Below are 25,514 nucleotides of genomic sequence, written 5' to 3' on the forward strand. Positions count from 1 at the left end.
CGAGCATCCCGATGGGTTCCACGCCTGCGGCCGACTTCGTAGTGAGCGATGCCTCTAATCCCGGCGCCGGCGCGGGGCACAGCCGCTTCGTGCAGCGGGTGCGGCGGCGCTACGCGCCTGAACTCGTGCTGTTTGCCACGCAATGCGACGGCGCGCCCGACCGTGCCGCGCTCGAGGCGCTGATCGACCGCCTGCAGGCCGATGGCCGCGCGCTGCCGGCGGCGCTGCGGGTGGCGCGCCAGCTGGTGCTCGAGCGGCTGGCGGTGCTCGATGCCGAGCAGTCGACGGCGCTGGCCACGGTGACCGCGACGATGACGCTGCTGGCCGAGGTCACGCTGGAGCGCGCATTGGCCGAGGCCTTCGTGCTGGCCGACGCCCGCTTCGGCGCACCGCGCCAGGACGACGGCGCCCGCCCCGGCTTCTGGGTGCTCGGCATGGGCAAGCTCGGCGCGCGCGAGCTCAACGTCTCGTCCGACATCGACCTGATCTACGTCTACGAGGAAGACGGGCACACCGAGGGAGGCAGCAATGGCAGCGTCAGCAACCACGAGTACTTCAGCCTCGTCGCGCGCCATCTCTACACGCTGATCGGCGAGACCACCGAGGACGGCTTCGTCTTTCGCGTCGATCTGGCGCTCCGCCCCAACGGCAACTCCGGCCCGCCGGTGGTGAGCCTGGCGATGCTGGAGGAGTATTTCCTGGTCCAGGGCCGCGAGTGGGAGCGCTTTGCCTGGCTCAAGAGCCGCATCGTCGCGCCCGCCGCCGCGGTGGCGCACGGCGAGGGGCTGTTGTTGCGCGGCGTGGTGGTGCCCTTCGTCTTCCGGCGCTACCTCGACTACGGCGTCTTCGAAGGGCTGCGCCAACTGCACCTCAAGATCCGCGAAGAGGCCGCGCGGCGCGCCGCCGGCCGGCCCGAGCGCGCGAATGACGTGAAGCTCTCGCGCGGCGGCATCCGCGAGATCGAGTTCATCGTGCAGCTGCTGCAGGTGGTGCGCGGCGGCCAGTTCCCCGAGCTGCGCACGCGCTCGACGCTGACCGCGCTCGAACGCCTGGTCGCGGTCGGCGTGATGAAGCCCGAAACCGCGCAGCAACTGGCCGCGGCCTACGTCTTCCTGCGCCGGGTCGAGCACCGCATCCAGTACCTCGACGACCAGCAGACCCACCTGCTGCCGACCGACGACGCCGACCTCGGCTGGATCGCTCGCTCGATGGGCCTGGCCTGCAATGCCGACGCCTGCGAGCTACTGGAGCAGTTGTGCGCGCACCGCGAATTCGTCGCCACCGAGTTCGACCTGCTGCTCCACGACGGCCGCGCACCGAGCGCCGCCGGCAACGGCGGCTGCAAGAGCTGCGGCGGCACGCCGCGCCCGGTCGACAGCGAGGCCTTCGTCGAGGCGCTGCCCGAGGGCCTGCGCGAGCGGGCGCGCGCCTTCGCCGCCTCGCCCAAGGTCGCGCTGCTGAAGGACGACACCAAGCTGCGCCTGGCCAAGCTGCTCGGCCGTGCCTGCGCCTGCATCGACGGCACGCACATCGACGAACCCGCCGTGATGCGCTTCCTCGACTGGCTGGAACCACTGCTGCGGCGCGAGAGCTATCTGGCGCTGCTGGCCGAGCGGCCCGAGGTGCTGTCGCGGCTGCTGCGCCTGCTCGGCCTGGCGCGCTGGCCGATGCGCTACCTGATGCGCCATCCGGGCGTGATCGACGAGCTGGCCGACAACCGGCTGCTCGGTGGCCGCTTCGAGCGCGCGAGCTTCATGCGCGAGCTCGAAGAGCGCCGCGCGGCGTGGGGCCGCGGCGGTGAGGCCGACGAGGAATCGCTGCTCGACACGCTGCGCCGCGCGCATCACGCCGAGATCTTCCGCACCCTGGTGCGCGATGTCGAGGGCCGGCTCACCGTCGAACAGGTTGCCGACGATCTCTCGGCGCTGGCCGACGCCACGCTCGACGTGACGATCCGCTGGGCCTGGCAGCACCTGAAGACGCGCCATCGCGAGGACCCGCGCTTTGCGGTGGTCGCCTACGGCAAGCTCGGCGGCAAGGAACTGGGCTACGGCTCGGACCTCGACGTGGTGTTCCTCTTCGACGACGAGGGAGAGCCCGACCCCGACCGCGCGGCCGAGGTCTATGCCGCCTTCACACGCAAGCTGATCACCTGGTTGACGCTGCGCAGTGCGGCCGGCGAGCTGTTCGACATCGACACCGCGCTCAGACCCAACGGCAACTCGGGCTTGCTGGTCACCTCGATTGCCGCCTTCGAGCGCTACCAGCAGGGCCGCGGCAGCAACACCGCGTGGACCTGGGAGCACCAGGCCATCACGCGGGCGCGCTGGTGTGCGGGCGATCCGACGCTGGCGAGCCGCGTGGAGGCGGTGCGCCGCGGCGTGATCTGCGCGCCGCGCGATGGCGTCGCGCTGCGCGAGGAGGTGCTGGCAATGCGCAAGCGGCTGCACGCGGCGCATCCGGTGCCGGCTGGAAAATTCGAGATCAAGCATGGCGAGGGCGGCATGCTCGACGTCGAGTTCGCGGTGCAGACGCTGGTACTGGCGCATGGCGCGGCGCATCCGCCGCTGCGGGATGACGCGGGGAACATTGCGCTGCTCGAACGCGCCGAGCAGGCGGGCTTGCTACCGGCGGGCGTCGGCCATGCGGCGGCCGATGCCTATCGAGAGTTGCGGCGGGCGCAGCATCGGGCGCGGTTGGATGAGGCGCCGACGATGATGGACGGGGAGAGCTTTGCAGCGGAGCGGGCGGCGGTGCGGGCGCTTAGCGCCGCCGTATTCGGCACCTGATCATCGACTTAGATGCTGCTAAGCCATGCCAACAAGGTTCTTCCGTTCGTCGCTGGAGCTTTTGGCGAAACCGCCACCTTGGCAACCCACGCCTACGCCCGCTCAGATTGCTAGCGCAAACAACTGGCGAATGCTGGGGTACGGTCTGGCCGTGGTGGGCATCATCGGTCTGCTCGTCTACTGGCTCACAGACTGGCTTCCGTACTGGTTCGGATACGTGCTTGGACCGGCAGGAATGGCAAGCTGGTTTGCAGTCATCCAAGCACAAGATGCGGTGAGATCAAGTCGGCGTAAGGATGAATGACGCGACAGCGCGACAGCGCGCAGTCGGGGCCTGGTTTGCCGCCGGCGCGTTGCTGCTGCTCCCCGCCGTGCTCCTCGCCATCACCGGCCCCCCGTCCGAACTCGCCCACGGACTCGAATGGCGCCCCACCCGCACCTGGATTCAGCCCTGGCGCATCTGGAGCGCGGCCTGGGTTCACTACAGCCAGCTGCACCTGCTGGCCAACATGGCCGGCGCGGTACTGGTGATCGCGCTCGGCATTGCCGCGCGGATGCCGACACGCGCCGCGCTGGCCTGGTTCATGGCCTGGCCACTGACCCATCTGGCACTGCTGCTGCGCCCCGAACTCGCCGGCTACGGCGGGCTGTCGGGCGTGCTGCATGCCGGGGTCGCGGTGGTCGCGGTCGAACTGATTCTCCGTAGCGGCCGCGAGCGCCGGCTCGGCCTCGCGATTGCTGCCGTGCTGCTGCTGAAGATCGTGCTCGAAGAGCCCTGGGGGCCGGCACTGCGCTGGCCGGCGGGCTGGGACATCGCGGTCGCGCCCTTCTCGCATGCGGCCGGCGTGGTGGCCGGCGCGCTGTGCGCGCTGCTGGCAGCGCGGCTCTTTCGCGATCAGCCGCGGATGCGGCGCACCAGCGAGGTGGTCGAGTAACCGTCGATGAAGGGCAAGGCGCGGGCGTCACCGCCCCAACTGCGCACCAGCGGCGTCTCGGCCAGCGACTCGATCTCGTAGTCGCCGCCCTTCACGTACAGATCGGGCCGCACCAGCTTGAGCAGTTCGAGCGGCATGTTCTCGTCGAACAGCGCGACCAGGCTCACGCTCTCCAGTGCGGCCAGCACCGCGGCGCGGTCGGCCTCGCGGTTGAGCGGGCGATCCGGGCCCTTGCCGAGGGTGCGCGCGGAAGCGTCGCTGTTGAGGCCGATCACGAGACTGGCGCCGAGCGCGCGCGCCCGCGCGAGGTAGCTCACGTGGCCCACATGCAGGATGTCGAACACGCCGTTGGTGAACACCAGCGGCCGCGGCAGCGCGGCGATGCGTGATGCCAGTTGCTCGCGCGAGCAGAGCTTGTCGAAGAAGGCCGGGAGGTCTTGCATCGGGCGATTGTCGCCTCGGCTACAGCGGGCGCATCGGCGCAAAGCCTAGACTTCTGCCAACAACAGGAGACACCCGATGACGATCACGCTGTGCGGCTTTCCGCTCTCGAACTATCACAACAAGTCCAAGCTGGCGCTGCTCGAGAAGGGCGTGCCCTTCGAGGAGCGCATCGTCAAGACCGGCAAGGGCGTCGACGCGGCGATGCTGGCCGCCTCGCCGCTCGGCAAGGTGCCGTACCTGCTGACGCCGGACGGCCCGATCGCCGAGAGCCAGGTGATCAACGAGTGGATCGAGGCCACCTACCCCGAGCCGCCGCTGCTGCCCAAGGACGCCTTCGCCGCGGCCAAGGTGCGCGAGCTGTGCCTCTTTCTCGACGTGCATCTGGAGCTGGTCGTGCGCCAGCTCTACGGGCAGGCCTTCTTCGGCGGCACGTTGCCCGAGAAGTACATCGAGCGGGTGCGCGAGCAGCTCGAGAAGAACATCCCGGCCGTCAAGCAGCTGCTGAAGTTCGCGCCCTACGCGGGCGGGGACAGCTTCACGCTGGCCGACTGCTGCGCCTACGTGCACCTGCCGGTGGCGGCGATGGCGACCAAGATCATCTACGGCGAGGACCTGCTCGCCAAGCACGGCATCGACTGGAAGCCGTACGTGAAGTTCATCGAGCAGCGCCCCACCGCGCAGAAGGTGGCGGCCGACCGCAAGGCCGACCAGGAGCGCGCCGCGCTGATCGCGGGCGGTTGAACGAACGCGTGCCGCCGGCTCAGGCCGGCAGCGGATTGGCACCCGCGCCGCCGGCGGCCGCAGCGGCCTGCAGCCGCTGGGTGATTTCCTTGCGGTAGCGGTTGAGCTCCTGCACGCTGGAGAAGCTGCGCTCCATCAGCAGGCTCATGTTGTGCAGGATGCGCTCGACGACCTTGTTCTCCCACACGGCGTCGAACTGGATCTGCTTGTCGAGCCACTCCTCCAACCACGCCGGGTCGGGCAGGCGGCTCTGGATGGTGTCGCGCGGGAACAGCGAGGCGTTGACGTGCAGGTTGGTCGGGTGCAGCGCCTGCGCGGTGCGCCGCGCGCTGGCCATCAGCACGCCGACCTTGGCAAAGGCGGCCTGCGCCTCGTCGCCGAACTTCTGCATCGCGCGCTTCATGTAGCGCAGGTAGGCGCCGCCGTGGCGGGCCTCGTCGCGCGCGAGCGTCTCGTAGATGGCCTTGATGACCGGCTCGCTGTGCCATTCGGCGGCACGGCGATACCAGTGATTGAGCCGAATCTCGCCGCAGAAGTGCAGCATCAGCGTCTCGAGCGGCGGTGCCGGGTCGAACTCGAAGCGCACCTCGTGCAGCTCGGCCTCGGTCGGCAGCAACTCGGGGCGGAAGCGGCGCAGGTACTCCATCAGCACCAGCGAGTGCTTCTGCTCCTCGAAGAACCAGACGCTCATGAAGGCCGAGAAGTCGCTGTCGCCGCGGTTGTCGCGCAGGAACATCTCGGTGGCCGGCAGCGCCGACCACTCGGTGATCGCATTCATCTTGACCGTCTGGGCCTGCTCGTCGGTGAGCTTGGCGGCGTCGAACTTGTCCCAAGGAATGTCCTTGTCCATGTTCCAGCGCACGGATTCGAGCTGTTTGAAGAGTTCGGGGTAAAGCATGACGGTCTTTCCGGTGGTTACAGCCATTTTAGGCAGGGACCGTGACAGTCCGCGCGGCGCGGCACCGAATCAGCGGGCTCAGCCGCGTTCGGCCCGCCAGCGCCGGACCTCGGGACCGACGGCCTCGAGCGCGTCCAGCGCCAGCACATCGGCCACCGGCCGCCGGTGCAGCACCGGCGCCGCGCCGCCGGCCCACAGCTCGACGGAGCGCGGCAGCTTGTCGCGCAGTTCGGCCAGCCCCTCGTGCACCAGGGTCGGCGTCAGCACCGAGGTGAAGCTGAGCGCGACGATGTCGGCGCGCAGCGCGGTGGCGGCCAGCGCGATGTCCCAGATCGGAGTCTGGGTCCCGAGGCTCACGCAGCGGGCGCCCTCGAGCACGAACAGCGTCTCGGCCATCAGCAGGCCGATCCCGTGCGGCTCGTTGGGAAAGGTGGTCAGCAGCACGCGCGGCCGGTCGCCGACATCGGCGCTCGGCACCGAGGCGATCGCGCTGCGCAGCACCACGTGGATCGACTCGGTGTAGAGATGCTCCTCGAAGATCTCCAGATGGCCGCGCATCCAGCTGTCGCCGACCAGCAGGTTGAGCGGCGCGATCACCTCGACCACGAAGCGGCCGAGCCCGATCCGCAGCAGCGACTGCGAGAGCGCGCGGCGCAGGCTATCGACGTCGTGCGAGCGGATCAGCTCGATGTAGTCGCGCAGGTCGGGTGCCGCGGCATCCGGCGCGCTGCGCGGCGGCGCGGGGTTGCAGCTGTCGGCCAGGCGCTGCAGGTCGTCGATCGGCATCGCCACGATGCGCCCGGGCCGGTGGCCGCCATTGAGCAGGCGCTTGATGGTGCGCAGCTTCTCGACCTGCTCGATCGGATAGACGCGCTCGCCGAAGTCGTCGCGCGCCGGCTGCGGAAAGCCGTAGCGGCGTTCCCAGACCCGCAGCGTGTCCTTGCTCAGGCCGGTATCACGCTCGACCGCAGCGATCGAGAGCGTGATCGGCCGCGCGCTGCGGCGATCATTCATGCGAGCCCCTCGCCGAGGAGCGTACGACAGGCTTGGACGGCTGAGAGACGCATCGGATATTTGTCCAGGACATTCGTTGTCATTCCGACGAAGCGTGCGTAATATAGGTCAGTACCCAGCCGCTGCCCAGGACAAATCATGCTTCGTCTCAATACCTCTCGATCACGCCACGCGGCCCGCCTAGGCCAGGCCCTGCTGCTGGCGGCCTGCCTCCACGTCGCGCCGGCACTCGCCGCCAGCTGCCCGGCGCTGCTCGACCGCAGCGTGCCACGGCTGCAGGACGAAAAGCCGCAGAACCTCTGCCAGTACGCGGGCAAGGTCGTGCTGGTCGTCAACACCGCCAGCTACTGCGGCTTCACGCCGCAGTACAAGGGTCTGGAGGCGCTCTACAAGCGCTTTCAGCCGCGCGGGCTGGTGGTGCTGGGCTTTCCGACCAACGACTTCGGCGCCCAGGAGCCGGGCAGCAACAAGGACATCGCGGCCTTCTGCGAGAACACCTTCGGCGTGCAGTTCCCGATGTTCGCCAAGACCACCGTGAAGGGTGCCAGCATCGACCCGCTGTTCGCCGAACTGAGCAAGCGCAGCGGCAAGACGCCAGGCTGGAACTTCCACAAGTACCTGATCGACCGCGAGGGCGCCACTGTTCGCAGCTACTCCAGCATGGTCGACCCGCAAGACCGCGCGCTGGTCGAGGAAATCGAGAGGCTGCTGGACAGCAAGTAGAACATGTAGTAATCTTTTGAACTGATGAGTTCAAAAGATTTCCGATCAGCCTGCGGCACCTCGAGCCTCCGTCCCTCATCCGACTCGCGGACAGGGGAACCTGCGGGCCTCGCAGCGCTCTCACCCGGAAGCGTCCATCATGCGGACGCAGCGGCCGCGGGAGACGGCCAAGGTTTTTCGCCACGAAGCCGGCGCGGGCTCGTCCCGACCGCAATCCCCGAGCGGTTCTCCTCCTCCTCCCTCCCTCCCTCCTTCGCTCGGGGGCGCTTCGCGGCGTTTCTCTTTTCGCAGGCCGCGCCGGCCCGCTTGGCGCTGCCGGGGCGATGAGCAGCACCCGCCGCATCGCGGTCGTCGGCGCCGGCATTTCCGGCCTGGCGGCCGCGTACGCCCTGGGCCGCGACCCGGCCAGCGCGCGCGCCGAGGTCGTGCTGTTCGAGGCCGGCAGCTACTTCGGCGGCCACACCAACACGGTCGAGGTCTGCCTGCCGGGCCCGCACGGAGCACTTACCCACGGCGTCGACACCGGCTTCCTGGTCTTCAACGAGCGCACCTATCCGCAGCTGATCGAGCTGTTCGCCGAGCTCGACGTGGCAACCGCGCCATCCGAGATGTCGTTCTCGGTGCAGGTGCCCGAGGAGTTCGGCGCCGGCAAGGCGCTCGAGTGGAGCGGCAGCGACCTGAACAGCGTCTTCGCCCAGCGTGCCAACCTGCTGCGGCCGCGCTTCTGGTACCTGCTGCGCGAGATCCTGCGCTTCAACCGGCTCTGCACGGCGCTGGCCGAGGCCGGCGACGACGCGTCGCTGCGCCTGCCGATCGGCGACTTCCTGAGCACGAACCGCTTCAGCGAGACCTTCTGCGACTGGTATTTCCTGCCAATGATCGGCTGCATCTGGTCGTGCCCGACCGAGCAGATGCTGCGCTTTCCGGTCGGCACGATGATCCGCTTCTGCCACAACCACGGGCTGATCCAGGTCAGCAACCGGCCCCGCTGGTACACGGTGCGCGGCGGCGCGCGGCACTACGTCGAGAAGATGCTCGCGCAGATCGGCGACGCGCGCGTGGCAACCCCGGTCGAGCAGGTGCGTCGCCGCCCCGGTGGCGTGCAGCTGAGCACCGCCGGCGGCACCGAGCATTTCGACCAACTCGTGCTGGCCTGCCACAGCGACCAGGCGCTGGCGCTGCTGGCCGACGCCACGCCGCAGGAGCGCGCCGTGCTTGGCGCGATCCGCTACCAGCCCAACCGCGCGGTGTTGCACACCGACGCCTCGGTGATGCCGTCGCGCAAGCGGGCCTGGGCCGCGTGGAACTACGAGCGCGCGGCGAGCGATGACCGGGAGCAGACCCGCGTCTGCCTGCACTACTGGCTCAACCGGCTGCAGCCGTTGCCCTTCACCCAGGACCTGTTCGTCACGCTCAACCCGGTACGCCCCCTGCGCGAGTCGGCGGTGATCGGCCGCTTCGACTACGAGCATCCGGTCTTCGACCTGGCGGCGGTCGAGGCTCAGCGCCGGTTGCCGACGATCCAGGGCCGCGACCGGACCTGGTTCTGCGGCGCCTGGACCGGCTACGGCTTCCACGAGGACGGCCTCAGGTCGGGCCTGCAGGCGGCAAGTGCGGTTGCCGCCTGCACGAGCGGGCACGAGCTGCAGCGGAGCGCCGCGTGAACTCCGCAGCCGTGCCGCTGATCGGCTTTGGCAGCGTGCGCCACGCACGCCTGCGGCCGGTCGCCAACGCCTTCGCCTACCGCAGCTACTTCCTGCTGCTGCCGATGCGCACGCTGCGCTCGACGCCCCCGGCGGCACTACCGCGCAACCGCTTCGCGCCACTGTCCTTCGATGACCGCGACCACGGCGACGGCGGCCCCGACGCGCTGGTCTGGCTCGAGCGCCTGCTGGCCAGCGAAGGCGTGGACGACGCCGACGGCGAGATCTGGCTGCAGTGCTATCCGCGCGTCTTCGGCTACGCCTTCAAGCCGGTGAGCTTCTGGTTCGCGCACCGCGCCGACGCCTCGCTGGCGGCGGTGGTGGTCGAGGTCAACAACACCTTCGGCGAACGCCATGTCTACCTGCTCCAGCGGCCGGGCATGCGCTGGGGCCAGGAGTTCGAGGCGCGCAAGGTCTTCCATGTGTCGCCCTTCTGCGCGGTCGAGGGTCGCTACCGCTTTCGCTTCCTGCGCACCGGCTCGCATCCGGATGCGGCCGGGCCGCGTAGTGATTCCCCGATGGCTCCGCACCGCTCCACCCCCGACGGCGAACGCATCGTCGTGCGCATCGACCACGACGACGCCGACGGCCCGCTGCTGCAGACCAGCCTCAGCGGCCGGCTCGAGCCGCTGACGGCCGCGTCGGCGCGCCGCGCGCTGCTCGGCATGCCGCTGATGACCCTCGGCGTCGTCGCCCGCATCCACTGGCAGGCACTGCGCCTGTGGCGCAAGCGGGTTCCGTTCCTGCGCAAGCCGCAACCACCGTCCACCCTCGTCACGCGCTGAGCGGTCCCGCGCCGACCCCATGAACATGAGCCCCAGCACCTCGGCACCCAGCGCCACCACCTCCACGGCATCGAGCGCCACGGCCCGCCTGCCGGCCGGCGCACCGGCCGCGGCACGCGCGGTGTTCCGGCTCCTGGCCCACCTGCGCCACGGCACGCTCGACGTGCAACTGCCCGACGGCAGCAGCTTGCACTTCGGCCGCGGCGCGGCGCCACGCGCCTCGATCCGGCTGCACAACTGGGCGGTTTGCGCTCGCGCGCTGAGCTCGGGCGACATCGGCTTTGCCGAGAGCTACATCGACGGCGACTGGCACAGCGCCGACCTGGTCGCGCTGCTCGAGCTCTTCATCGCCAACCGCGAGCAGATCGAGTCGGTGATCTACGGCTCCTGGTGGGGCGCGCTGCTGCACCGCGCCCGCCACCTGCTCAACCGCAACTCGCGCAGCGGCAGCCGCAAGAACATCCATGCCCACTACGACCTCGGCAACGAGTTCTACCGGCTCTGGCTCGACGAGTCGATGAACTACTCGAGCGCCTGGTTCGACGGCGACCCCACCCGGCCGACGATCGAGGCGCAGCAGGCCAAGGTCCGGCGCGCGCTCGACGAGGCCGGCGTCACCGATGGCTCGCGCCTGCTCGAGATCGGCTGCGGCTGGGGCGCGCTGGCCGAGGCCGCCGCGCTCGAGCGCGGCGCGCAGGTCACCGGCGTCACGCTGTCGAGCGAGCAGCTGGAGTTCGCGCGCCGGCGGCTGGCGCAGGCCGGCGTCGCCGGGCGCGCCGAGCTGCGCTTCCAGGACTACCGCGACATCGACGACCCGCCCTTCGACGCGATCGTCTCGATCGAGATGTTCGAGGCGGTCGGCCGCGAGTACTGGCCGGGCTTCTTCGCCACGATCAACGAGCGGCTCAAGCCCGGCGGCCGCGCCTGCATACAGAGCATCACGATCCGCGACGACCTGTTCGAGCGCTACGTCGGCTCGACCGACTTCATCCAGCAGTACATCTTTCCCGGCGGCCTGCTGCCTAGCCCGAGCGCCTTCGAGGCCGCGGCGCGCAGCGCCGGGCTGGAGGTCGAGCGGCGCCTGGCCTTCGGCGCCGACTACGCCGAGACGCTGCGCCGCTGGCGCCGGAAGTTCCACGCCGAGGGGCCGCAGGTGCGCGCGCTGCGCTTCGACGAGCGCTTCATCCGCATCTGGGACTTCTACCTCGCCTACTGCGAGGCGGCCTTCGCCACCGGCAACACCGACGTCATCCAGTTCACGCTGCGCAAGAAGCCGGCATGAAACGACGCCAAGCCCTGACGCTGCTCGCCGCAGGCGCCCTGGCGCCGGCCGCGCCGTGCGTGTTCGCGCGCGGCGTGCCGGCCGAGGTCGAGCGCGCGATTCCCGGCGCGCGCCTGCTCGGCGACGGGCGCCTGCGCTGGTTCGGCATGCACATCTACGACGCCCGGCTCTGGGTCGCGCCCGGGCATCCGTCCGGCACCGACTACGCGGGGCATCCACTCGCCCTCGAACTCGAGTACGCCCGTGCGCTCGATGGCGCCCGGATCGCCGAGCGCTCGATCGAGGAGATGCGCCGCGCCGGCGCCCTGCCCGACGCCCAGGCCGGAGGCTGGCTGACCGCGATGAAGCAGTGCTTCCCGGACGTCAAGCCCGGCGACCGCATCACCGGCCTCCAGCGCCCGGGTGAGCCGACACGCTTCTTCGTCAACGGCGAGCTGGCCTGCGAGCTGGCCGACCCCGAATTCGCGCGCCGCTTCTTCGGCATCTGGCTCGGGCCCGACAGCTCGCAACCCGCGCTGCGATCCGCGCTGCTCGGCGGTGCCCGATGAGCGCCCTCGCCGGCGCGCGCCAAGGTCTCGCCTACGGCGCGCTCGGCCTGCCGCTGGCCTTCGTCGCGCTGCCGCTCTACGTGCTGCTGCCCAGCCACTACGCCGAGCGGCTCGGCGTGCCGCTGGCGGCGCTGGGTGCGGTGCTGCTCGGCGCGCGCCTGCTCGACGCGCTGGCCGACCCGCTGATCGGCCGCCTGGTCGACCGGCTGTTCGCGCGCTCCGTCAAGCAGGTGCTGGCCTTGGCCGCCGCCGCCGCGGTGGCGCTGGCGATCGGCTTTCACGCGCTGTTCTTTCCCGCGGTGAGCGGCACGCCGGCGCTGCTCTGGTGGTGCGGCCTCGGGCTGGCGATCACCTACCTCGGCTACAGCGCGGTTTCGGTGGCGCACCAGGCCTGGGGCGCGCGGCTCGGCGGCGACGAGAGCGGCCGCGCCCGCGTCGTGGCCTGGCGCGAGGCGGCGGCGCTGGTCGGGGTCCTGGTCGCCAGCGTGCTGCCGGCGCTGGCCGGGTTGCCGGCGATGAGCGCCGGCTTTTCGCTGCTGCTCGTGCTCGGCCTGCTGCTGCTGGCGCGGGCGCCACGACCGACACCCGCGATCGACCGCGACGCGTCCGTCGTGCCCTTGCTGCTGCCGCTGCGAAGCCCCGCTTTTCGTCGACTGCTGCTGGTCTTCCTGCTCAACGGCGTGGCCAGCGCGGTGCCGGCCACGCTGGTGCTGTTCTTCATTCGCGACCGGCTGCAGGCCGCGAGCTGGGAGCCGCTGTTCCTGGCGGCCTACTTTGCCGCCGCTGCGCTGTCGATGCCGCTGTGGGTGCGGCTGGTCGGCCGCATCGGACTCGGCCGCAGCTGGCTCGCCGGCATGCTGCTGGCGATCGCGAGCTTCGCCTGGGCCTTCACGCTCGGCGCCGGTGATCGCGGCGCCTTCCTCGCGGTCTGCATCGCCAGCGGCATCGCACTCGGCGCCGATCTCGCGCTGCCCGGCGCGTTGCTGGCCGGCGTGATCCAGCGCAACGGCCATGCCGGCCGCGCCGAGGGCGCCTACTTCGGCTGGTGGAACTTCGCGACCAAGCTCAACCTGGCGCTGGCCGCCGGCATCGCGCTGCCGCTGCTGGCGGTCTTCGGCTATGCGCCCGGCGCGCGTGATGCCGACGCGCTGATCGCGCTGTCGATCGCCTACTGCGTGTTGCCCTGCGTGCTGAAGCTGCTCGCGGCGCTGGCGCTGTGGCGCCTCGGGCTAGCGCGAGCCGAGCCACGATCCGATCAACTCGCCTTCAGCACCTCATGAGCAAGCTCGAGCCGCGGCGTGCCCGGCCCGCCGCCAGCCTCCTCGTGGCCGTGTTCATCGTTGCCGGCTGTGCCGGCCCGAGCGTCGCCGACTACGCCGCCGAGCAGCCGACGCTCGACCTGGCGCGGTACCTGAGCGGCCCGCTTACGGCGCACGGCGTCTTCACCGACCGCTCGGGCAAGGTCGTCAGGCGCTTCACGGTCGCGATGACCGGTACCTGGACCGGCAACGAGGGTGTGCTCGAAGAGGACTTCCGCTACAGCGACGGCAGCACGCAGCGACGGGTCTGGAAGCTGGTCAAGCTGCAGGATGGCCGCTACACCGGCACCGCCGACGACGTGGCCGGCGTGGCGCAGGGGCAGGCGGCCGGCAACGCCTTCAACTGGAAGTACACGCTGAAGCTGCCGGTCGACGGCCGAGTCGTCGAGGTGCAGTTCGACGACTGGATGTGGCTGGTCGACGAGCGCGTCATGCTCAACAAGGCCGTGATGAGCAAGTTCGGCATCCGGCTCGGCGAGGTCACGCTCGCCTTCAGCAGGCAGCCCTGAGCCTCGATGGGCAAGCCCAACCCGAAGCTCGACGACTGGCGCGGGCGCCATGCCTGGCTGGTCGGCGCCTCGACCGGCATCGGCCGCGCGACCGCATCGGCGCTGCACGCGCGCGGCGCACGCGTGATCGTCTCGGCGCGCGGCCGCGAGGCGCTGGAGTCGTTCGTGCAGGCGCATCCGGGCGCGCAGGCGGTGGCGCTGGATGCGACCGACCACGGGTCGATGCTCGCCGCAGCCGCGCAGGTGCGCTCGCTGCTCGAGCGCCAGCCCGGCGCACGGCTCGATCTGGCGATGTACTGCGCCGGCCACTACAAGGCGCAGCGCGCCACCGAGTTCGACCTCGACGAGATGCTGTGCCACCAGCAGATCAACTACGTCGGCGCGTTGCACCTGATCGACGCAGTGCTGCCGCTGCTGCGCGCGCAGGGCGGTGGCCACCTGAGCCTGGTCGCCAGCGTAGCCGGCTACCGCGGCCTGCCCAACGCGCTGGCCTACGGCCCGACCAAGGCGGCACTGATCAATCTGGCGCAGACGCTCTACCTCGATCTGCACGAGATGGGCCTTGGCGTCTCGCTGATCAACCCCGGCTTCGTCGCGACGCCGCTGACCGCGCAGAACGCGTTCCGCATGCCGGCGCTGCTGACGCCGGAACAGGCGGCGCGCGAGATCCTGGCCGGCTGGGCTGCGGGCGATTTCGAGATCCACTTCCCGAAGCGCTTCACGCGCACCCTTAAGGCGCTCGGCCTGCTCGGCGACGGGCTCTACTTCAAGGCGATCCGGCGCGCGACAGGTAGCTAGCCCCGCCGCAGCGCCATCGCGCCGACCGACAGCGCCAGCAGTACCAGCGCCGCCGAGGCCGCGGCCGGCCCTGAAGCCTCGAGCAGGGCGCCGCTGGCCAGCGGACCGGCAGCGCCGCCGGCGGTGTAGCCGGCGATCACCGCCGCGGTGCCGGCCACCACGCCGCCGCCGGGCTCGTCGGCGAAGGTGTGGGCGACGCGGATCATCGTCAGCGTGTAGAGCGCGCCGCCGACCGCGCCCCACAGCGCCGCCGCCGGCCACAGCCACAGCGGTGACTGCACCGCCCAGGCCAGCGGCAGCGAGGCCAGCGCGAGCAGCGCGGCGGCCGCGATGAGCAGGCTGCGCGTCCCGCGGCGATCGGCCAGCCAGCCGGTCGGGTACTGCAGCGCGAAGCTGCCGATGCCGAGCACGCCGGCGATCGAGGTCGACATCGCCAGCGTCAGGCCGAGCTGCGAGCCGTAGGCGGCGGTGATCGCGCCCATGCCGGCCTCGAACACGCCGCCGACGAAGGCGGCCCAGACCAGCAGCGGGTGGCGCCGGGCCGCGTCGAGGATGCCGCCGCTGGAGCGGCCCGGCATCGCCGCGCCGAGGCAGCTCACCGGCGGCGTCATCAGCAACGCCAGGCCGAGCGCGAGGCCGGCGCAGGCCACCCAGGTGGCGCTGGTCGGCGCGAGGTCGAGCAGGCCCGGCAGGAAGGGGCCGAGCGCGAGCGCCAGCCCGAGCGCGCTCTGGTAGAGCCCCATCCAGCGCCCGCGCGCGGCACGCGGCGCATGGTGGGCGATCAGGGCCTCGGTGCCGTTCCAGACCGCGGCCGCGCCGAGGCCGCTGGCGAACGCGGCCAGGCACCAGAGTCGGAAATCGCTCGTCAGTCCGTAGACCAGCGTGGCGCCGAACTCGAGCGCCAGGCCCAGGCGCATCGCCGGCGCCAGGCCGATGCGCACCAGCAGATGTGGCAGCAGCGGGATCGACAGCCCGATCGCCGCGAACGGCAGCATCAGGAAGAAGCCGATCTCGGCGGCACCGACACCGGCCTTCTGCAGCCGCACCGCCAGCACCGGGTTGAGCAGGCTGAACATCAGCACCACCAGCGTCACGGTGGCGGCCACCAGCAGCACGCCGCGGCGCACCGCGGCGGCGTCCGGCGCGGCCGGCGACTCGGCGCGGCTCATCGGCGACCCGACCTCAGGATCGTTCAGTCGAGCCAGCCGCGACGGCGGAAGTAGAGGAAGGGCGCGACGGCGCTGAACACCATCAGGCCGATCGCCCAGGCGTACCCGTACTGCAGCTCGAGCTCGGGCATGAACTTGAAGTTCATGCCGTAGACGCTGGCGATCAGCGTCGGCGGCAGCAGCGCGACGCTGGCCACCGAGAAGATCTTGATGATCTTGTTCTGGTTGATGTTGATGAAGCCGACCGTGGCGTCCATCAGGAAGTTGATCTTGTCGAACAGGAAGGCGGTGTGCGAGTCGAGCGAGTCGATGTCGCGCAGGATCTGGCGCGCCTCCTCGAACTGCTCGGCGTTGAGCAGGCGGCTGCGCATCATGAAGCTCAGCGCGCGCCGGGTGTCCATCACGTTGCGGCGGATGCGACCGTTGAGGTCCTCCTCGCGCGCGATCGCCGCCAGCGCCTCGGCCGCGGCCTGGTCGTCGACCTTGTCCTGCAGCACACGGCGCGAGACCAGCTCGAGGCCGTCGTAGATGCTCTCGAGCGAGTCGGCCGAGTACTCGGCGTCGGCGTCGTAGAGCTTGAGCAGCACGTCCTTCGCATCCTCGATCAGCGCCGGGATCCGGCGTGCCCGCATGCGCAGCAGACGAAACACCGGCAGGTCCTCGTCGTGGATCGAGAACAGCACGTTCTTGTAGAGGATGAAGGCGACGCGCACGTTGCGCGCGCCCTTGTCCTGGTCGTCATCGTCGATCAGGAAGTCGGAGCGGATGTGCAGTTCGCCGTTGTCCTCTTCGTAGAAGCGGGCCGACTCCTCGAGGTCGTCGTCGACCGCGTCCTCGGGGATCGTCAGTCCGAAGCGGGCCGCGATCCAACCCTTCTCCTGGGCGGTCGGCGCCTCGAGGTCGACCCAGACCGGCGTGACATGGGCCAGCGCATCGGCGCTTTCAATCTCTTCCTGGAACAGGCGGCCGTTGGCCAGCGTGAACACGTTGAGCATGGATCGACTCCAGCGGGCTCGAGCGACGGCGGGGCGCCGTCACGGCATGGGCGGGTGGGTGAGCGACCGTCGCGCTCCTCGACCCGCGCATCGCACCCGGCCTGGGCACTGATGAGCAGCGATCGGAGCGGACGGTCACCGAGGGGCGGTGCTGTCCAAGTGGGTCTCCGTCATCAACCTCAAGGATTATGTCATCGGCGCGGCCACCGCCGGCGCGAGCTTCCGAGCCTCGCCAGCGGTCATCGCCTTGTCATCTCGGGGTGGGGCGCGTAGTCTGCAGACGAGGGTTGCAACGACCCTCGTGCTCTGCGCCGCGGCCCACCAGGGCCAAACCAATCCCTTGCGAAAGGAGGTCTTATGAACCTGACGATCAGCGGACACCACCTCGAAGTAACGCCATCTTTGAAGGAGTATGTACTAACTAAGTTGGACCGCGTCACACGTCATTTCGACCAGGTGGTGGACATCAACATCCTGCTGACCGTTGAGAAACTCAAGGAGAAGGAGCGCCGCCAGAAGGCGGAAGTGACTTTGCATGCCAAGGGCAAGGACATCTTTGTGGAGTCCGCCCATGAGGATCTTTATGCCGCGATCGACGAACTGATGGACAAACTCGATCGCCAGGTCTGCCGCCACAAGGATCGGCTGCAGGACCATCACCACCCGTCGCCCAAGCGGCAGTCGCTCGTCGACCTGCAGTGAGGGTGCCCGGCGCCAGAGCCTTCAGGGCACCCGGCGTCACCAAAACAAGCGGCCCGAGGGCCGCTTTTTTGCGGCATGGCTCTTCGCAGGCTCTCGGAACGTGAGAAGCGTGCCGTTGCGGTTGAGCAACCAAGCCTAGATGCCCTATTCGGGGAACCCCTCTATGAGCCCCGCTTCTTATAATTTCCGCTGTTGAGCCTGAAGTGAAGCGTCTGCCAAAGCCCCCTGGGCTGAAACCGGCGCCGTGATTGGATGAACCGACTCGCTGCCATCCTGCCTGCCAGCAACGTGCTGGTGGATGTGGACGCGACCAGCAAGAAGCGCGTCTTCGAGACCGCTGGCCTGCTGTTCGAGAACCAGCATGCGATCGCGCGTGCCACCGTCACCGACAACCTGTTCGCCCGCGAACGGCTCGGCTCGACCGGCCTCGGTCATGGCGTCGCCATCCCGCACGGACGTATCAAGGGCCTGAAGAATCCGCTCGCAGCGGTGATCCGCGCACAGCAGCCAATCGCCTTCGACGCGCCCGACGACGAGCCGGTCACGCTGCTGATCTTCCTGCTGGTGCCGGAGGCCGCAACCCAGCGCCACCTGGAGATCCTGTCCGAAATCGCCGAGCTGCTCAGCGACCGCGCCCTGCGCGACAAGCTCAAGGCCGAGCCCGACGCCGCGCAGCTGCACGCGCTGATCGCCGCGTGGGAGCCGCTCAAATCGGTCGCCTGACCCTCCTCCCGGTGGTCTTCGCATGAAGGCCACCGTCGTCAGCGCCGAGGCGCTGTTCGACGCCAACCGCGGGCCGCTGCAATGGGAGTGGATCGCGGGCCACGCCTATCCCGAGCGCCGCTTCGACGAGGTCGCGGTGCGCGACGCGCAGTCGGCGGCCGACCTGGTCGGCTACCTGAACTACCTGCATCCCTACCGGGTCCAGATCGTCGGCCGGCGCGAGGTGGCCTACCTCGAGGAAGCCAGCCCCGAGGACCAGGCGCGACGCATCTCGCGCATCGTCACGCTGGAGCCGCCGGCACTGGTGGTGGCCGACGCGCAGACGCCGCCCGACCGCCTGGTGGCGATGTGCGAGCGGGCCGACATTCCGCTGTTCGTCACGCAGGAGTCGGCCGGCTTCGCGATCGACGTGCTGCGCAGCTACCTGGCGCTGCATTTCGCCGACCGCACCACGCGCCACGGCGTGTTCATGGACATCCTGGGCCTGGGCGTGTTGCTGACCGGCGAGTCGGGCCTGGGCAAGAGCGAACTCGGCCTCGAGCTGATCTCGCGCGGCCACGGCCTGGTGGCCGACGACGCGGTCGACATCTACCGCATCTCGCAGGGCGCGCTCGAGGGCCGCTGCCCCGAGCTACTGATGAACCTGCTCGAGGTGCGCGGCATCGGCCTGCTCGACATCAAGGCGATCTTCGGCGAGACCGCGGTGCGGCGGAAGATGCGCGTCAAGCTGATCGTCCACCTGGTGCGCAAGGAGACGATGGAGCGCGAGTTCGAGCGCCTGCCCTACGAGCCGCTCTACGAGGAGATCCTCGACGTGCCGGTGCGCAAGGCGATCATCGCGGTCGATGCCGGCCGCAACCTCGCGGTGCTGGTCGAGGCCGCGGTGCGCAACACCATCCTGCAGTTGCGCGGCATCGACACCTACAAGGAATTCGTCGCCCGCCACCAGGCGGCGATGGAGCGCAACGACGACAACACCGGCTGAGCTTGCGCTGCGCCGCGCAGGCGCAGCAACTCGCTACTTGCGCCGCGGCCGGTGCTCGCAGTCCTTGCGCTCGCAGTTCGCATAGAGCGAAAGCGCATGCTCCTGCAGCCTGAAGCCGAGCTTCTCGGTCACCGCGCGCTGGCGCTGCTCGATCTCGGCGTCGTAGAACTCCTCGACCCGGCCGCAGTCGAGGCAGACCAGATGGTCGTGATGCTGGCCCTCGTTGAGCTCGAACACCGACTTGCCGCTCTCGAAATGGCTGCGCGACAGCAGCCCGGCCTGCTCGAACTGCATCAGCACCCGGTAGACGGTGGCCAGGCCGATGTCGGAGCCCAGCGTCAGCAGCGACTTGTAGACGTCCTCGGCGGTCAGGTGGCGCACCTCGGAGGTCTGGAAGACCTCGAGGATCTTGATGCGCGGCAGCGTGGCCTTCAGGCCGCTGCTCTTGAGGTCGTCGGCGTTCTTCATCATGACTCTCCACCGGCTCGCGGCGCCCTCGGGCCGGCGCACGGGCCTCCACTAGAATGGCTCGATCATACGGGGCCCTTCCGCGGCCCCGGCCCCGGCGCCTCTGCCGCGAGCCTCGTACCCCGCCTCAGCTTCGATTCGCGATGATTTCCTGCCCCCAGAAGCGCCTTGCCCTGCCGCTGCTCGCCGCCCTCACCCTGCTCGCCGCTGGCTGCAGCTCGGGCCGCGGCACCAGCGGCTGGATCGACAGCCTGACCCCCTACAAGGTCGAGGTCGTGCAGGGCAACGTGGTCACCAAGGAGATGGCCGAGCAGGTCAAGGTCGGCATGACGCGCCAGCAGGTGCGCGATGTGCTCGGCGCGCCCCTGCTGACCGACCCCTTCCACACTGACCGCTGGGACTATGTCTTCACGATCCGGCGCCAGGGCACGATCTACCAGCAGCGCCGCGTGACCGCGATGTTCGGCAAGGACGACCGGCTCGCCAGCTTCGAGGCCGACGAGCTGCCCTCGGAACGTGAGTTCGTCGCCAGCATCGACAGCAACCGCAGCCGAGGCGGCTCGCTGCCGGTGCTCGAGCTGACGCCGGAGCAGATCAAGGCCTTGCCGCGGCCGGAGCGGCCGGCGGCGAGCGCGGTGCCGGCTCCGTCCAGCGCTTCCCTGACCTCGATCCCGGCCAACCCGGCGCCCACGCGCAGCTACCCGCCGCTGGAGCCGGGCAAGTGAGTTCGGCGGGCGCCGCACCGCGCCGCGTCGCCGTCGCCGGCGCCTCCGGGCGCATGGGCCGGATGCTGATCGAGGCGCTGCTGGTCAGCGACGATTGCGTGCTCAGCGGCGCGCTCGACCGCACCGGCAGCCCGGCTCTCGGCGAGGACGCCGGCGCCTTTCTCGGCCGCAGCACCGGCGTGATCATCGGCGCCGACCTGGCCCGCGGCCTGGCCGACGCCGAGGTGCTGATCGACTTCACGCGCCCCGAGGGCACGCTCGAACACCTCGCGGCCTGCCGTGCACGTGGCGTGCAGCTGGTTATCGGCACCACCGGTTTCGACGCCGCCGGCAAGGCCGCGATCGGCGCCGCGGCCAAGGACATCGCGATCATGATGGCGCCCAACATGAGCGTCGGCGTCAACGTCGTGCTGCGCCTGCTCGACCAGGCCGCACGCGCGCTCGGCGAGGGCTACGACGTCGAGATCGTCGAGGCCCACCACCGGCACAAGGTCGACGCGCCCTCGGGCACCGCGCTGCAGATGGGCGAGGTCGTTGCCGGTGCGCTCGGCCGCTCGCTCAAGGATTGCGCGGTCTACGGCCGCGAGGGCACCACCGGCGCCCGCGACGCGGCCACGATCGGCTTTGCCACCGTCCGCGGCGGCGACGTGATCGGCGACCACACCGTGATGTTCCTCGGCCCCGGTGAGCGCATCGAGATCAGCCACAAGAGCTCGAGCCGCGGCACCTACGCGCAGGGCGCGCTGCGCGCGGTGCGCTTCCTGCGCGGCCGCGCACCGGGCCTGTATGGCATGGACGCGGTGCTCGGCTTCGATCCCACCTGAACCATCTGAGACGCATGGGCAACTTCGGCGAGTTCTGGATGCAGGGCGACGCCGTCGCCCGCGCGGTGGCGCTGCTGCTGCTGGCAATGTCGATCTCGGCCTGGGTGCTGATCCTCTGGAAGGCCTGGACGCTGCAGCGCGCCCGCCGCGACATCGAGCGCGGCGTGGCCGCATTCTGGGCCGCGCCCGACCTCGAGGTGGCGCGCCGCCAGCTGCAGACGCTCGACCGCGACGCGGTGCTGCAGCCGCTGGTCGATGCCGCCGCCACGACCGACGCGCCCGGCACGCTGGCCGCCGGCGGCGATCGCGAGTCACAACTGACGCGCCGGCTGCGCGACGCGCTGCACGAGGTGCTGCAGCAGTTGCAGTTCGGCCAGGTGGTGCTGGCCTCGGTCGGCGCCACCGCGCCCTTCGTCGGCCTGTTCGGCACCGTCTGGGGCATCTACCACGCGCTGGTCGGCATCACCGCGGCCGGCAACGCAAGCATCGACAAGGTCTCGGGCCCGGTCGGCGAGGCGCTGATCATGACCGCCGCCGGCCTCGCGGTCGCCATTCCCGCGGTGCTGGCCTACAACGTCTTCGGTCGCCTGGCCGGCACCTGCGAGGCCGCGCTCGAAGGTTTTGCGCACGACCTGCGCGAGCTCGCCCTCGGCCACCGGGCCGACCGCGACGAGGCTTAGCCGATGGCCTTCGGCCGCCTCGAACGGCGCACGCCGCCGGCGCCGATGAGCGAGATCAACATGACGCCGCTGATCGACGTCATGCTGGTGCTGCTGGTGATCTTCATGGTCACCGCGCCGCTGATGGCCTCGAACCTGCGGCTCGAGTTGCCCGAAGGTCCCGCGGCCCGGGCCGATGAGGCGCCGCCGGCGCTGCGCGTGGCGATCACAGCCGACGGCGCGCTCCACCTCGACGACCAGCCGATCGCACTCGATGCGCTCGCCGCCGAACTCAAGACCGTGGCCGCGCGCCGCAAGGACGCCGAGGTGCAACTGCGCGCCGACAAGGCCGTGCCCTACGGCCGCGTGGCCGAACTGATCGGGCGCGTGCAGGCCGCGGGGCTGACCCGCATCGGCTTCGTCACCGAGACGGTGCCCGGCACGCCCTAGCAGCAGGCGAGGGGCGCGTGCCCCGCTCCTACAATCCGGCGATGAACGAAAAGTATGTTCCCGCCGAGATCGAAACCGGTGCGCAGTCGCACTGGAACGCCCGCGACGCCTACCGCGTGAGCGAGGACCAGAGTCGTCCCAAGTTCTACGCCTGCTCGATGCTGCCCTACCCCTCGGGCAAGCTGCACATGGGCCATGTGCGCAACTACACGATCAACGACATGCTCGCGCGCCAGCTGCGCATGAAGGGCATGAACGTGCTGATGCCGATGGGCTGGGACGCCTTCGGCCTGCCGGCCGAGAACGCGGCGATGAAGAACAAGGTGCCGCCGGCGCAGTGGACCTACTCGAACATCGCGCACATGAAGGCGCAGATGCAGGCCATGGGCCTGGCGATCGACTGGTCGCGCGAGGTCGCGACCTGCAGCCCCGAGTACTACAAGTGGAACCAGTGGCTGTTCCTGAAGATGCTCGATGCCGGCATCGCCGAGCGCCGCACCCAGGTCGTGAACTGGGATCCGGTCGACCAGACCGTGCTCGCCAACGAGCAGGTCATCGACGGCCGCGGCTGGCGCTCGGGCGCGCCGGTCGAGAAGCGCGAGATCCCCGGCTACTACCTCAAGATCACCGACTACGCCGAGGAACTGCTGGCGGCGGTGGCCGACCCGGCCGACCCCAACTACCTGGCGGGCTGGCCCGAGCGCGTGCGGCTGATGCAGGAGAACTGGATCGGCAAGAGCGCCGGCGTGCGCTTCGCGTTCCCGCACGACATCCGCGGCGCCGACGGCAAGCCGATCCAGGACGGGCGCATGTGGGTCTTCACGACCCGCGCCGACACCATCATGGGCGTGAGCTTCTGCGCGGTGGCGCCCGAGCATCCGCTGGCCGCGCACGCGGCGGCGAGCAACCCGGCGCTGGCCGCCTTCATCGAGAAGTGCCAGGCCGGCGGCACCACCGAGGCTGAGCTCGCCACGCGCGACAAGGAAGGCATGCCGACCGGCCTGTTCGTGACCCACCCGCTGTCGGGCGCCGAGGTCGAGGTCTGGGTCGGCAACTACGTGCTGATGAGCTACGGCGACGGCGCGGTGATGGGCGTGCCGGCGCACGACGAGCGCGACTTCGCCTTCGCGCTGAAGTACGAACTTCCGATCACCCAGGTCGTGCATGTCGACGGCGAGCACTACGACTACGAGCGCTGGCAGGAGTGGTACGCCGACAAGCAGCGCGGCGTGGTCGTCAACTCCGGCAACTACAGCGGCCTGCACTACAAGGACGCGGTCGACGCGATCGCCGCCGACCTCGCCGCCAAGGGCCTGGGCGAGAAGAAGACCACCTGGCGGCTGCGCGACTGGGGCGTCAGCCGCCAGCGCTACTGGGGCACGCCGATCCCGATCATCCACTGCGACGACTGTGGCTCGGTGCCGGTGCCCGAGCGCGACCTGCCGGTGGTGCTGCCCGAGGATCTGGTGCCGGACGGCTCCGGCAGCCCGCTCAACAAGTGCGAATCCTTCCTGAGGGTCGACTGCCCGAAGTGCCGCAAGCCGGCGCGGCGCGAGACCGACACGATGGACACCTTCGTCGACTCGTCGTGGTACTTCATGCGCTACTGCGACCCGCAGAACGGAGAGGCGATGGTCGGCGCCGGCACCAAGTACTGGATGCAGGGCGATGGGGCTGCCGGCGGCAGCGCCGGCATGGACCAGTACATCGGCGGCATCGAGCACGCGATCCTGCACCTGCTCTACGCGCGCTTCTGGACCAAGGTGATGCGCGACCTCAAGCTGGTCGAGGTGTCCGAGCCCTTCACGAAGCTGTTGACGCAGGGCATGGTGCTCAACCACATCTACTCGCGGCGCGGCGACAAGGGCGGCATCGAGTATTTCTGGCCGCACGACGTGGAAGATGTCCACGACGCCGGCGGCAAGGTCATCGGCGCCCGGCTCAAGGCCGACGGCAGCGCGGTCGACTACGAGGGCGTGGGCACGATGTCCAAGTCCAAGAACAACGGCGTCGATCCGCAGGCGCTGATCGACCGCTACGGTGCCGACACCGCGCGCCTGTTCGTGATGTTCGCCTCGCCGCCCGAGCAGACGCTGGAGTGGAATGACGCCGGCGTCGAGGGCGCGCATCGCTTCCTCAAGCGCGTCTGGGGCTTCGCTTCGCGGAACCGCGATCTGATTCGCGGCGCCGCGCCTGCAGTCGACAGCGGACCGCTCGACCCGACGATGAAGGATCTGCGCCGCGACGTGCATCTCACGCTGAAGCAGATCAGCTTCGACTATGAGCGCATGCAGTACAACACGGTGATCTCGGGGGCGATGAAGCTGCTCAACGCGCTCGAGGCGGCAACCCCCAGCGGCTCCACCATCAAGGCAAATGACGCCGCGGCGCTGCGCGAAGGCGCCGGCGTGCTGCTGCGCGTGCTCTACCCGGCCTGCCCGCACATCGGCCACGCGCTGTGGAGCGAGCTCGGCTTCGAGGCCGCGCTGGGCGACCTGCTCGACGCGCCCTGGCCGCAAGTCGACGAGGCCGCGCTGGTGCAGGACGAGATCGAACTGATGCTGCAGGTCAACGGCAAGCTGCGCGGCGCGCTGCGCGTGCCGGCCGGCGCCGACAAGGCGACGATCGAGGCGGCCGCGCTGGCCTCGGAGGAGGTCGCGCGCTTCAGCGAAGGCCGAGCGCCGAAGAAGATCGTCGTGGTGCCGGGCCGGCTGGTGAACGTCGTCGCATGAGGCCCGCACGGCCGCCCCGAAGGGCCGAGTTCCCTCTCGGAGGGACGGCGCGCAGCGCCAAGGGTGCGCTGCTGAGGCGCCGCTGGCTTGTTGCGGGCGCACCGGCCGCGGCGCTGCTGGCTGCCTGCGGCTTCGAGTTGCGCCAGCCGCCCAAGCTGGGCTTCGAGACCATGGCCGTCAGCGGCCTGCCGCCGCGCTCGCCGCTGCTCGAGGAACTGCAGCGCCAGGTCAAGGCCACCGGGACGACGCGCATCGTCCCGCCCGGCGCACCGGCCGAGGTAGTGCTCGAACTGCTCGACAGCGGGCGCGACCGCGTCGTCGCGGCGCAGTCAACGGCCGGCCAGGTGCGCGAGTTCACGGTGCGCGTGCGGCTGCGCTTTCGGCTGCGCACCCCGGCCGGTCGCGTGCTGATCGCCGACACCGATCTGCGGCTGCAGCGCGACATGAGCTTCAACGAGAGCAACGCGCTGGCCAAGGAACAGGAAGAATCGATGCTGGTGCGCGGGATGGAGGTCGACCTGGTCGACCAGCTGATGCGCCAGCTCGCCGCCGTACCGAAGCTTTGAACCCGGCACAGGCAGCCCACGCCACGAC

At 70.0% G+C, this 25,514-nt stretch carries 26 protein-coding genes; 20 read left to right on the forward strand and 6 right to left on the reverse strand.

The genetic code is table 11. The features are described 5' to 3' along the window. Positions 1-11 precede the first annotated feature (11 nt). Both glnE and rrtA read left to right on the forward strand, forming a co-directional pair. A complete protein-coding gene (glnE, locus tag EV670_RS06785) occupies positions 12-2,789 on the forward strand; it encodes a bifunctional [glutamate--ammonia ligase]-adenylyl-L-tyrosine phosphorylase/[glutamate--ammonia-ligase] adenylyltransferase (RefSeq protein ID WP_130431083.1) in 2,778 nt (925 codons plus the stop codon). Between the two features lie 296 nt (positions 2,790-3,085). Further along, positions 3,086-3,724: a rhombosortase gene (gene rrtA / locus EV670_RS06790; protein ID WP_130431084.1), complete on the forward strand. Its 639-nt coding sequence runs from the start codon at positions 3,086-3,088 to the stop codon at positions 3,722-3,724. On the opposite strand, the gene rfaE2 is transcribed toward rrtA, so the two are convergent. After that, positions 3,685-4,167 (reverse strand): D-glycero-beta-D-manno-heptose 1-phosphate adenylyltransferase, encoded by a 483-nt coding sequence (gene rfaE2, locus EV670_RS06795; RefSeq protein ID WP_130431085.1) that lies wholly within the window; start codon positions 4,165-4,167, stop codon positions 3,685-3,687. The two genes, rrtA and rfaE2, sit on opposite strands and share 40 nt — an antisense overlap. A 76-nt stretch (positions 4,168-4,243) precedes the next feature. Between rfaE2 and EV670_RS06800 the strand changes: the two genes are divergently transcribed. Further along, positions 4,244-4,909 (forward strand): glutathione S-transferase family protein, encoded by a 666-nt coding sequence (locus EV670_RS06800; RefSeq protein WP_130431086.1) that lies wholly within the window; start codon positions 4,244-4,246, stop codon positions 4,907-4,909. A gap of 19 nt (positions 4,910-4,928) precedes the next feature. Here EV670_RS06800 and EV670_RS06805 read toward each other — a convergent pair whose 3' ends face one another. Beyond that, complete coding sequence (locus tag EV670_RS06805) at positions 4,929-5,807, reverse strand: ferritin family protein (protein ID WP_130431087.1); 879 nt, start codon at positions 5,805-5,807, stop codon at positions 4,929-4,931. A gap of 78 nt (positions 5,808-5,885) precedes the next feature. Then, positions 5,886-6,821 carry a MerR family transcriptional regulator gene (locus EV670_RS06810; protein ID WP_130431088.1) on the reverse strand — a complete coding sequence of 312 codons (936 nt, stop codon included), beginning with the start codon at positions 6,819-6,821 and terminating at the stop codon, positions 5,886-5,888. 138 nt (positions 6,822-6,959) lie between these two features. On the opposite strand from EV670_RS06810, the gene EV670_RS06815 reads away from it, so the two are divergent. From EV670_RS06815 to EV670_RS06850, 8 genes are all read left to right on the forward strand, one after another. Next, entirely contained in the window at positions 6,960-7,544 is a 585-nt protein-coding gene (locus EV670_RS06815; RefSeq protein WP_130431089.1) for a glutathione peroxidase, read from the forward strand. 323 nt (positions 7,545-7,867) lie between these two features. Beyond that, complete coding sequence (locus EV670_RS06820) at positions 7,868-9,208, forward strand: NAD(P)/FAD-dependent oxidoreductase (protein ID WP_130431090.1); 1,341 nt, start codon at positions 7,868-7,870, stop codon at positions 9,206-9,208. Continuing rightward, a complete protein-coding gene (locus EV670_RS06825; protein ID WP_130431091.1) occupies positions 9,205-10,032 on the forward strand; it encodes a DUF1365 domain-containing protein in 828 nt (275 codons plus the stop codon). Before EV670_RS06820 ends, EV670_RS06825 begins: the two co-directional genes overlap by 4 nt. 19 nt (positions 10,033-10,051) lie before the next feature. Continuing rightward, positions 10,052-11,314, forward strand: a complete 1,263-nt coding sequence (locus EV670_RS06830; RefSeq protein WP_130431092.1) for an SAM-dependent methyltransferase — start codon at positions 10,052-10,054, stop codon at positions 11,312-11,314. After that, positions 11,311-11,862, forward strand: a complete 552-nt coding sequence (locus EV670_RS06835) for a chalcone isomerase family protein (protein ID WP_130431093.1) — start codon at positions 11,311-11,313, stop codon at positions 11,860-11,862. Before EV670_RS06830 ends, EV670_RS06835 begins: the two co-directional genes overlap by 4 nt. Further along, complete coding sequence (locus tag EV670_RS06840) at positions 11,859-13,142, forward strand: MFS transporter (RefSeq protein WP_130431094.1); 1,284 nt, start codon at positions 11,859-11,861, stop codon at positions 13,140-13,142. The genes EV670_RS06835 and EV670_RS06840 overlap by 4 nt, the downstream gene beginning before the upstream one ends. Next, positions 13,139-13,690 (forward strand): DUF3833 domain-containing protein, encoded by a 552-nt coding sequence (locus tag EV670_RS06845; protein ID WP_130431095.1) that lies wholly within the window; start codon positions 13,139-13,141, stop codon positions 13,688-13,690. The genes EV670_RS06840 and EV670_RS06845 overlap by 4 nt, the downstream gene beginning before the upstream one ends. 6 nt (positions 13,691-13,696) lie before the next feature. Continuing rightward, the gene (locus tag EV670_RS06850; protein ID WP_130431096.1) at positions 13,697-14,488 is read left to right on the forward strand and encodes an SDR family NAD(P)-dependent oxidoreductase; all 792 of its coding nucleotides are present in this window, start codon (positions 13,697-13,699) and stop codon (positions 14,486-14,488) included. Here the strand turns inward: EV670_RS06850 and EV670_RS06855 are convergent. Beyond that, positions 14,485-15,657 (reverse strand): MFS transporter, encoded by a 1,173-nt coding sequence (locus EV670_RS06855; RefSeq protein ID WP_130431097.1) that lies wholly within the window; start codon positions 15,655-15,657, stop codon positions 14,485-14,487. The genes EV670_RS06850 and EV670_RS06855 overlap by 4 nt on opposite strands. Before the next feature lie 23 nt (positions 15,658-15,680). Beyond that, positions 15,681-16,652 (reverse strand): magnesium/cobalt transporter CorA, encoded by a 972-nt coding sequence (corA, locus tag EV670_RS06860; RefSeq protein ID WP_130431098.1) that lies wholly within the window; start codon positions 16,650-16,652, stop codon positions 15,681-15,683. A 357-nt stretch (positions 16,653-17,009) separates the two neighbouring features. Here corA and hpf point away from each other — a divergent pair, with 357 nt between their 5' ends. From hpf to hprK, 3 genes are all read left to right on the forward strand, one after another. After that, on the forward strand, positions 17,010-17,354 hold the full coding sequence (hpf, locus tag EV670_RS06865) for a ribosome hibernation-promoting factor, HPF/YfiA family (protein WP_130431099.1): 345 nt from the start codon (positions 17,010-17,012) through the stop codon (positions 17,352-17,354). Positions 17,355-17,606: 252 nt separating this feature from the next. Then, positions 17,607-18,077 carry a PTS sugar transporter subunit IIA gene (locus EV670_RS06870; RefSeq protein WP_130431100.1) on the forward strand — a complete coding sequence of 157 codons (471 nt, stop codon included), beginning with the start codon at positions 17,607-17,609 and terminating at the stop codon, positions 18,075-18,077. A 22-nt stretch (positions 18,078-18,099) separates the two neighbouring features. After that, positions 18,100-19,062, forward strand: coding sequence for an HPr(Ser) kinase/phosphatase (gene hprK / locus EV670_RS06875; RefSeq protein WP_130431101.1), 963 nt, complete (start codon positions 18,100-18,102; stop codon positions 19,060-19,062). 33 nt (positions 19,063-19,095) lie between these two features. Here hprK and fur read toward each other — a convergent pair whose 3' ends face one another. Beyond that, positions 19,096-19,530, reverse strand: coding sequence for a ferric iron uptake transcriptional regulator (gene fur, locus EV670_RS06880; RefSeq protein ID WP_130431102.1), 435 nt, complete (start codon positions 19,528-19,530; stop codon positions 19,096-19,098). A gap of 143 nt (positions 19,531-19,673) precedes the next feature. Here fur and EV670_RS06885 point away from each other — a divergent pair, with 143 nt between their 5' ends. From EV670_RS06885 to EV670_RS06910, 6 genes are read left to right on the forward strand one after another with little or no spacing between them, the layout of a single operon-like run. Beyond that, positions 19,674-20,255 carry an outer membrane protein assembly factor BamE gene (locus tag EV670_RS06885; RefSeq protein WP_130431103.1) on the forward strand — a complete coding sequence of 194 codons (582 nt, stop codon included), beginning with the start codon at positions 19,674-19,676 and terminating at the stop codon, positions 20,253-20,255. After that, positions 20,252-21,079 carry a 4-hydroxy-tetrahydrodipicolinate reductase gene (dapB, locus tag EV670_RS06890; protein WP_278044410.1) on the forward strand — a complete coding sequence of 276 codons (828 nt, stop codon included), beginning with the start codon at positions 20,252-20,254 and terminating at the stop codon, positions 21,077-21,079. Before EV670_RS06885 ends, dapB begins: the two co-directional genes overlap by 4 nt. Positions 21,080-21,093: 14 nt before the next feature. Beyond that, positions 21,094-21,759 carry a MotA/TolQ/ExbB proton channel family protein gene (locus tag EV670_RS06895; protein ID WP_130431104.1) on the forward strand — a complete coding sequence of 222 codons (666 nt, stop codon included), beginning with the start codon at positions 21,094-21,096 and terminating at the stop codon, positions 21,757-21,759. 3 nt (positions 21,760-21,762) lie between these two features. Further along, positions 21,763-22,188 (forward strand): ExbD/TolR family protein, encoded by a 426-nt coding sequence (locus tag EV670_RS06900; protein WP_130431105.1) that lies wholly within the window; start codon positions 21,763-21,765, stop codon positions 22,186-22,188. Positions 22,189-22,229: 41 nt separating this feature from the next. Next, positions 22,230-24,920, forward strand: coding sequence for a leucine--tRNA ligase (leuS, locus tag EV670_RS06905; protein ID WP_130431106.1), 2,691 nt, complete (start codon positions 22,230-22,232; stop codon positions 24,918-24,920). After that, entirely contained in the window at positions 24,917-25,486 is a 570-nt protein-coding gene (locus EV670_RS06910; RefSeq protein ID WP_130431107.1) for an LPS-assembly lipoprotein LptE, read from the forward strand. Before leuS ends, EV670_RS06910 begins: the two co-directional genes overlap by 4 nt. Positions 25,487-25,514: the final 28 nt, after the last annotated feature.

The sequence above is a fragment of the Rivibacter subsaxonicus genome (genome assembly GCF_004217215.1).
Lineage (GTDB): Bacteria > Pseudomonadota > Gammaproteobacteria > Burkholderiales > Burkholderiaceae_C > Rivibacter > Rivibacter subsaxonicus.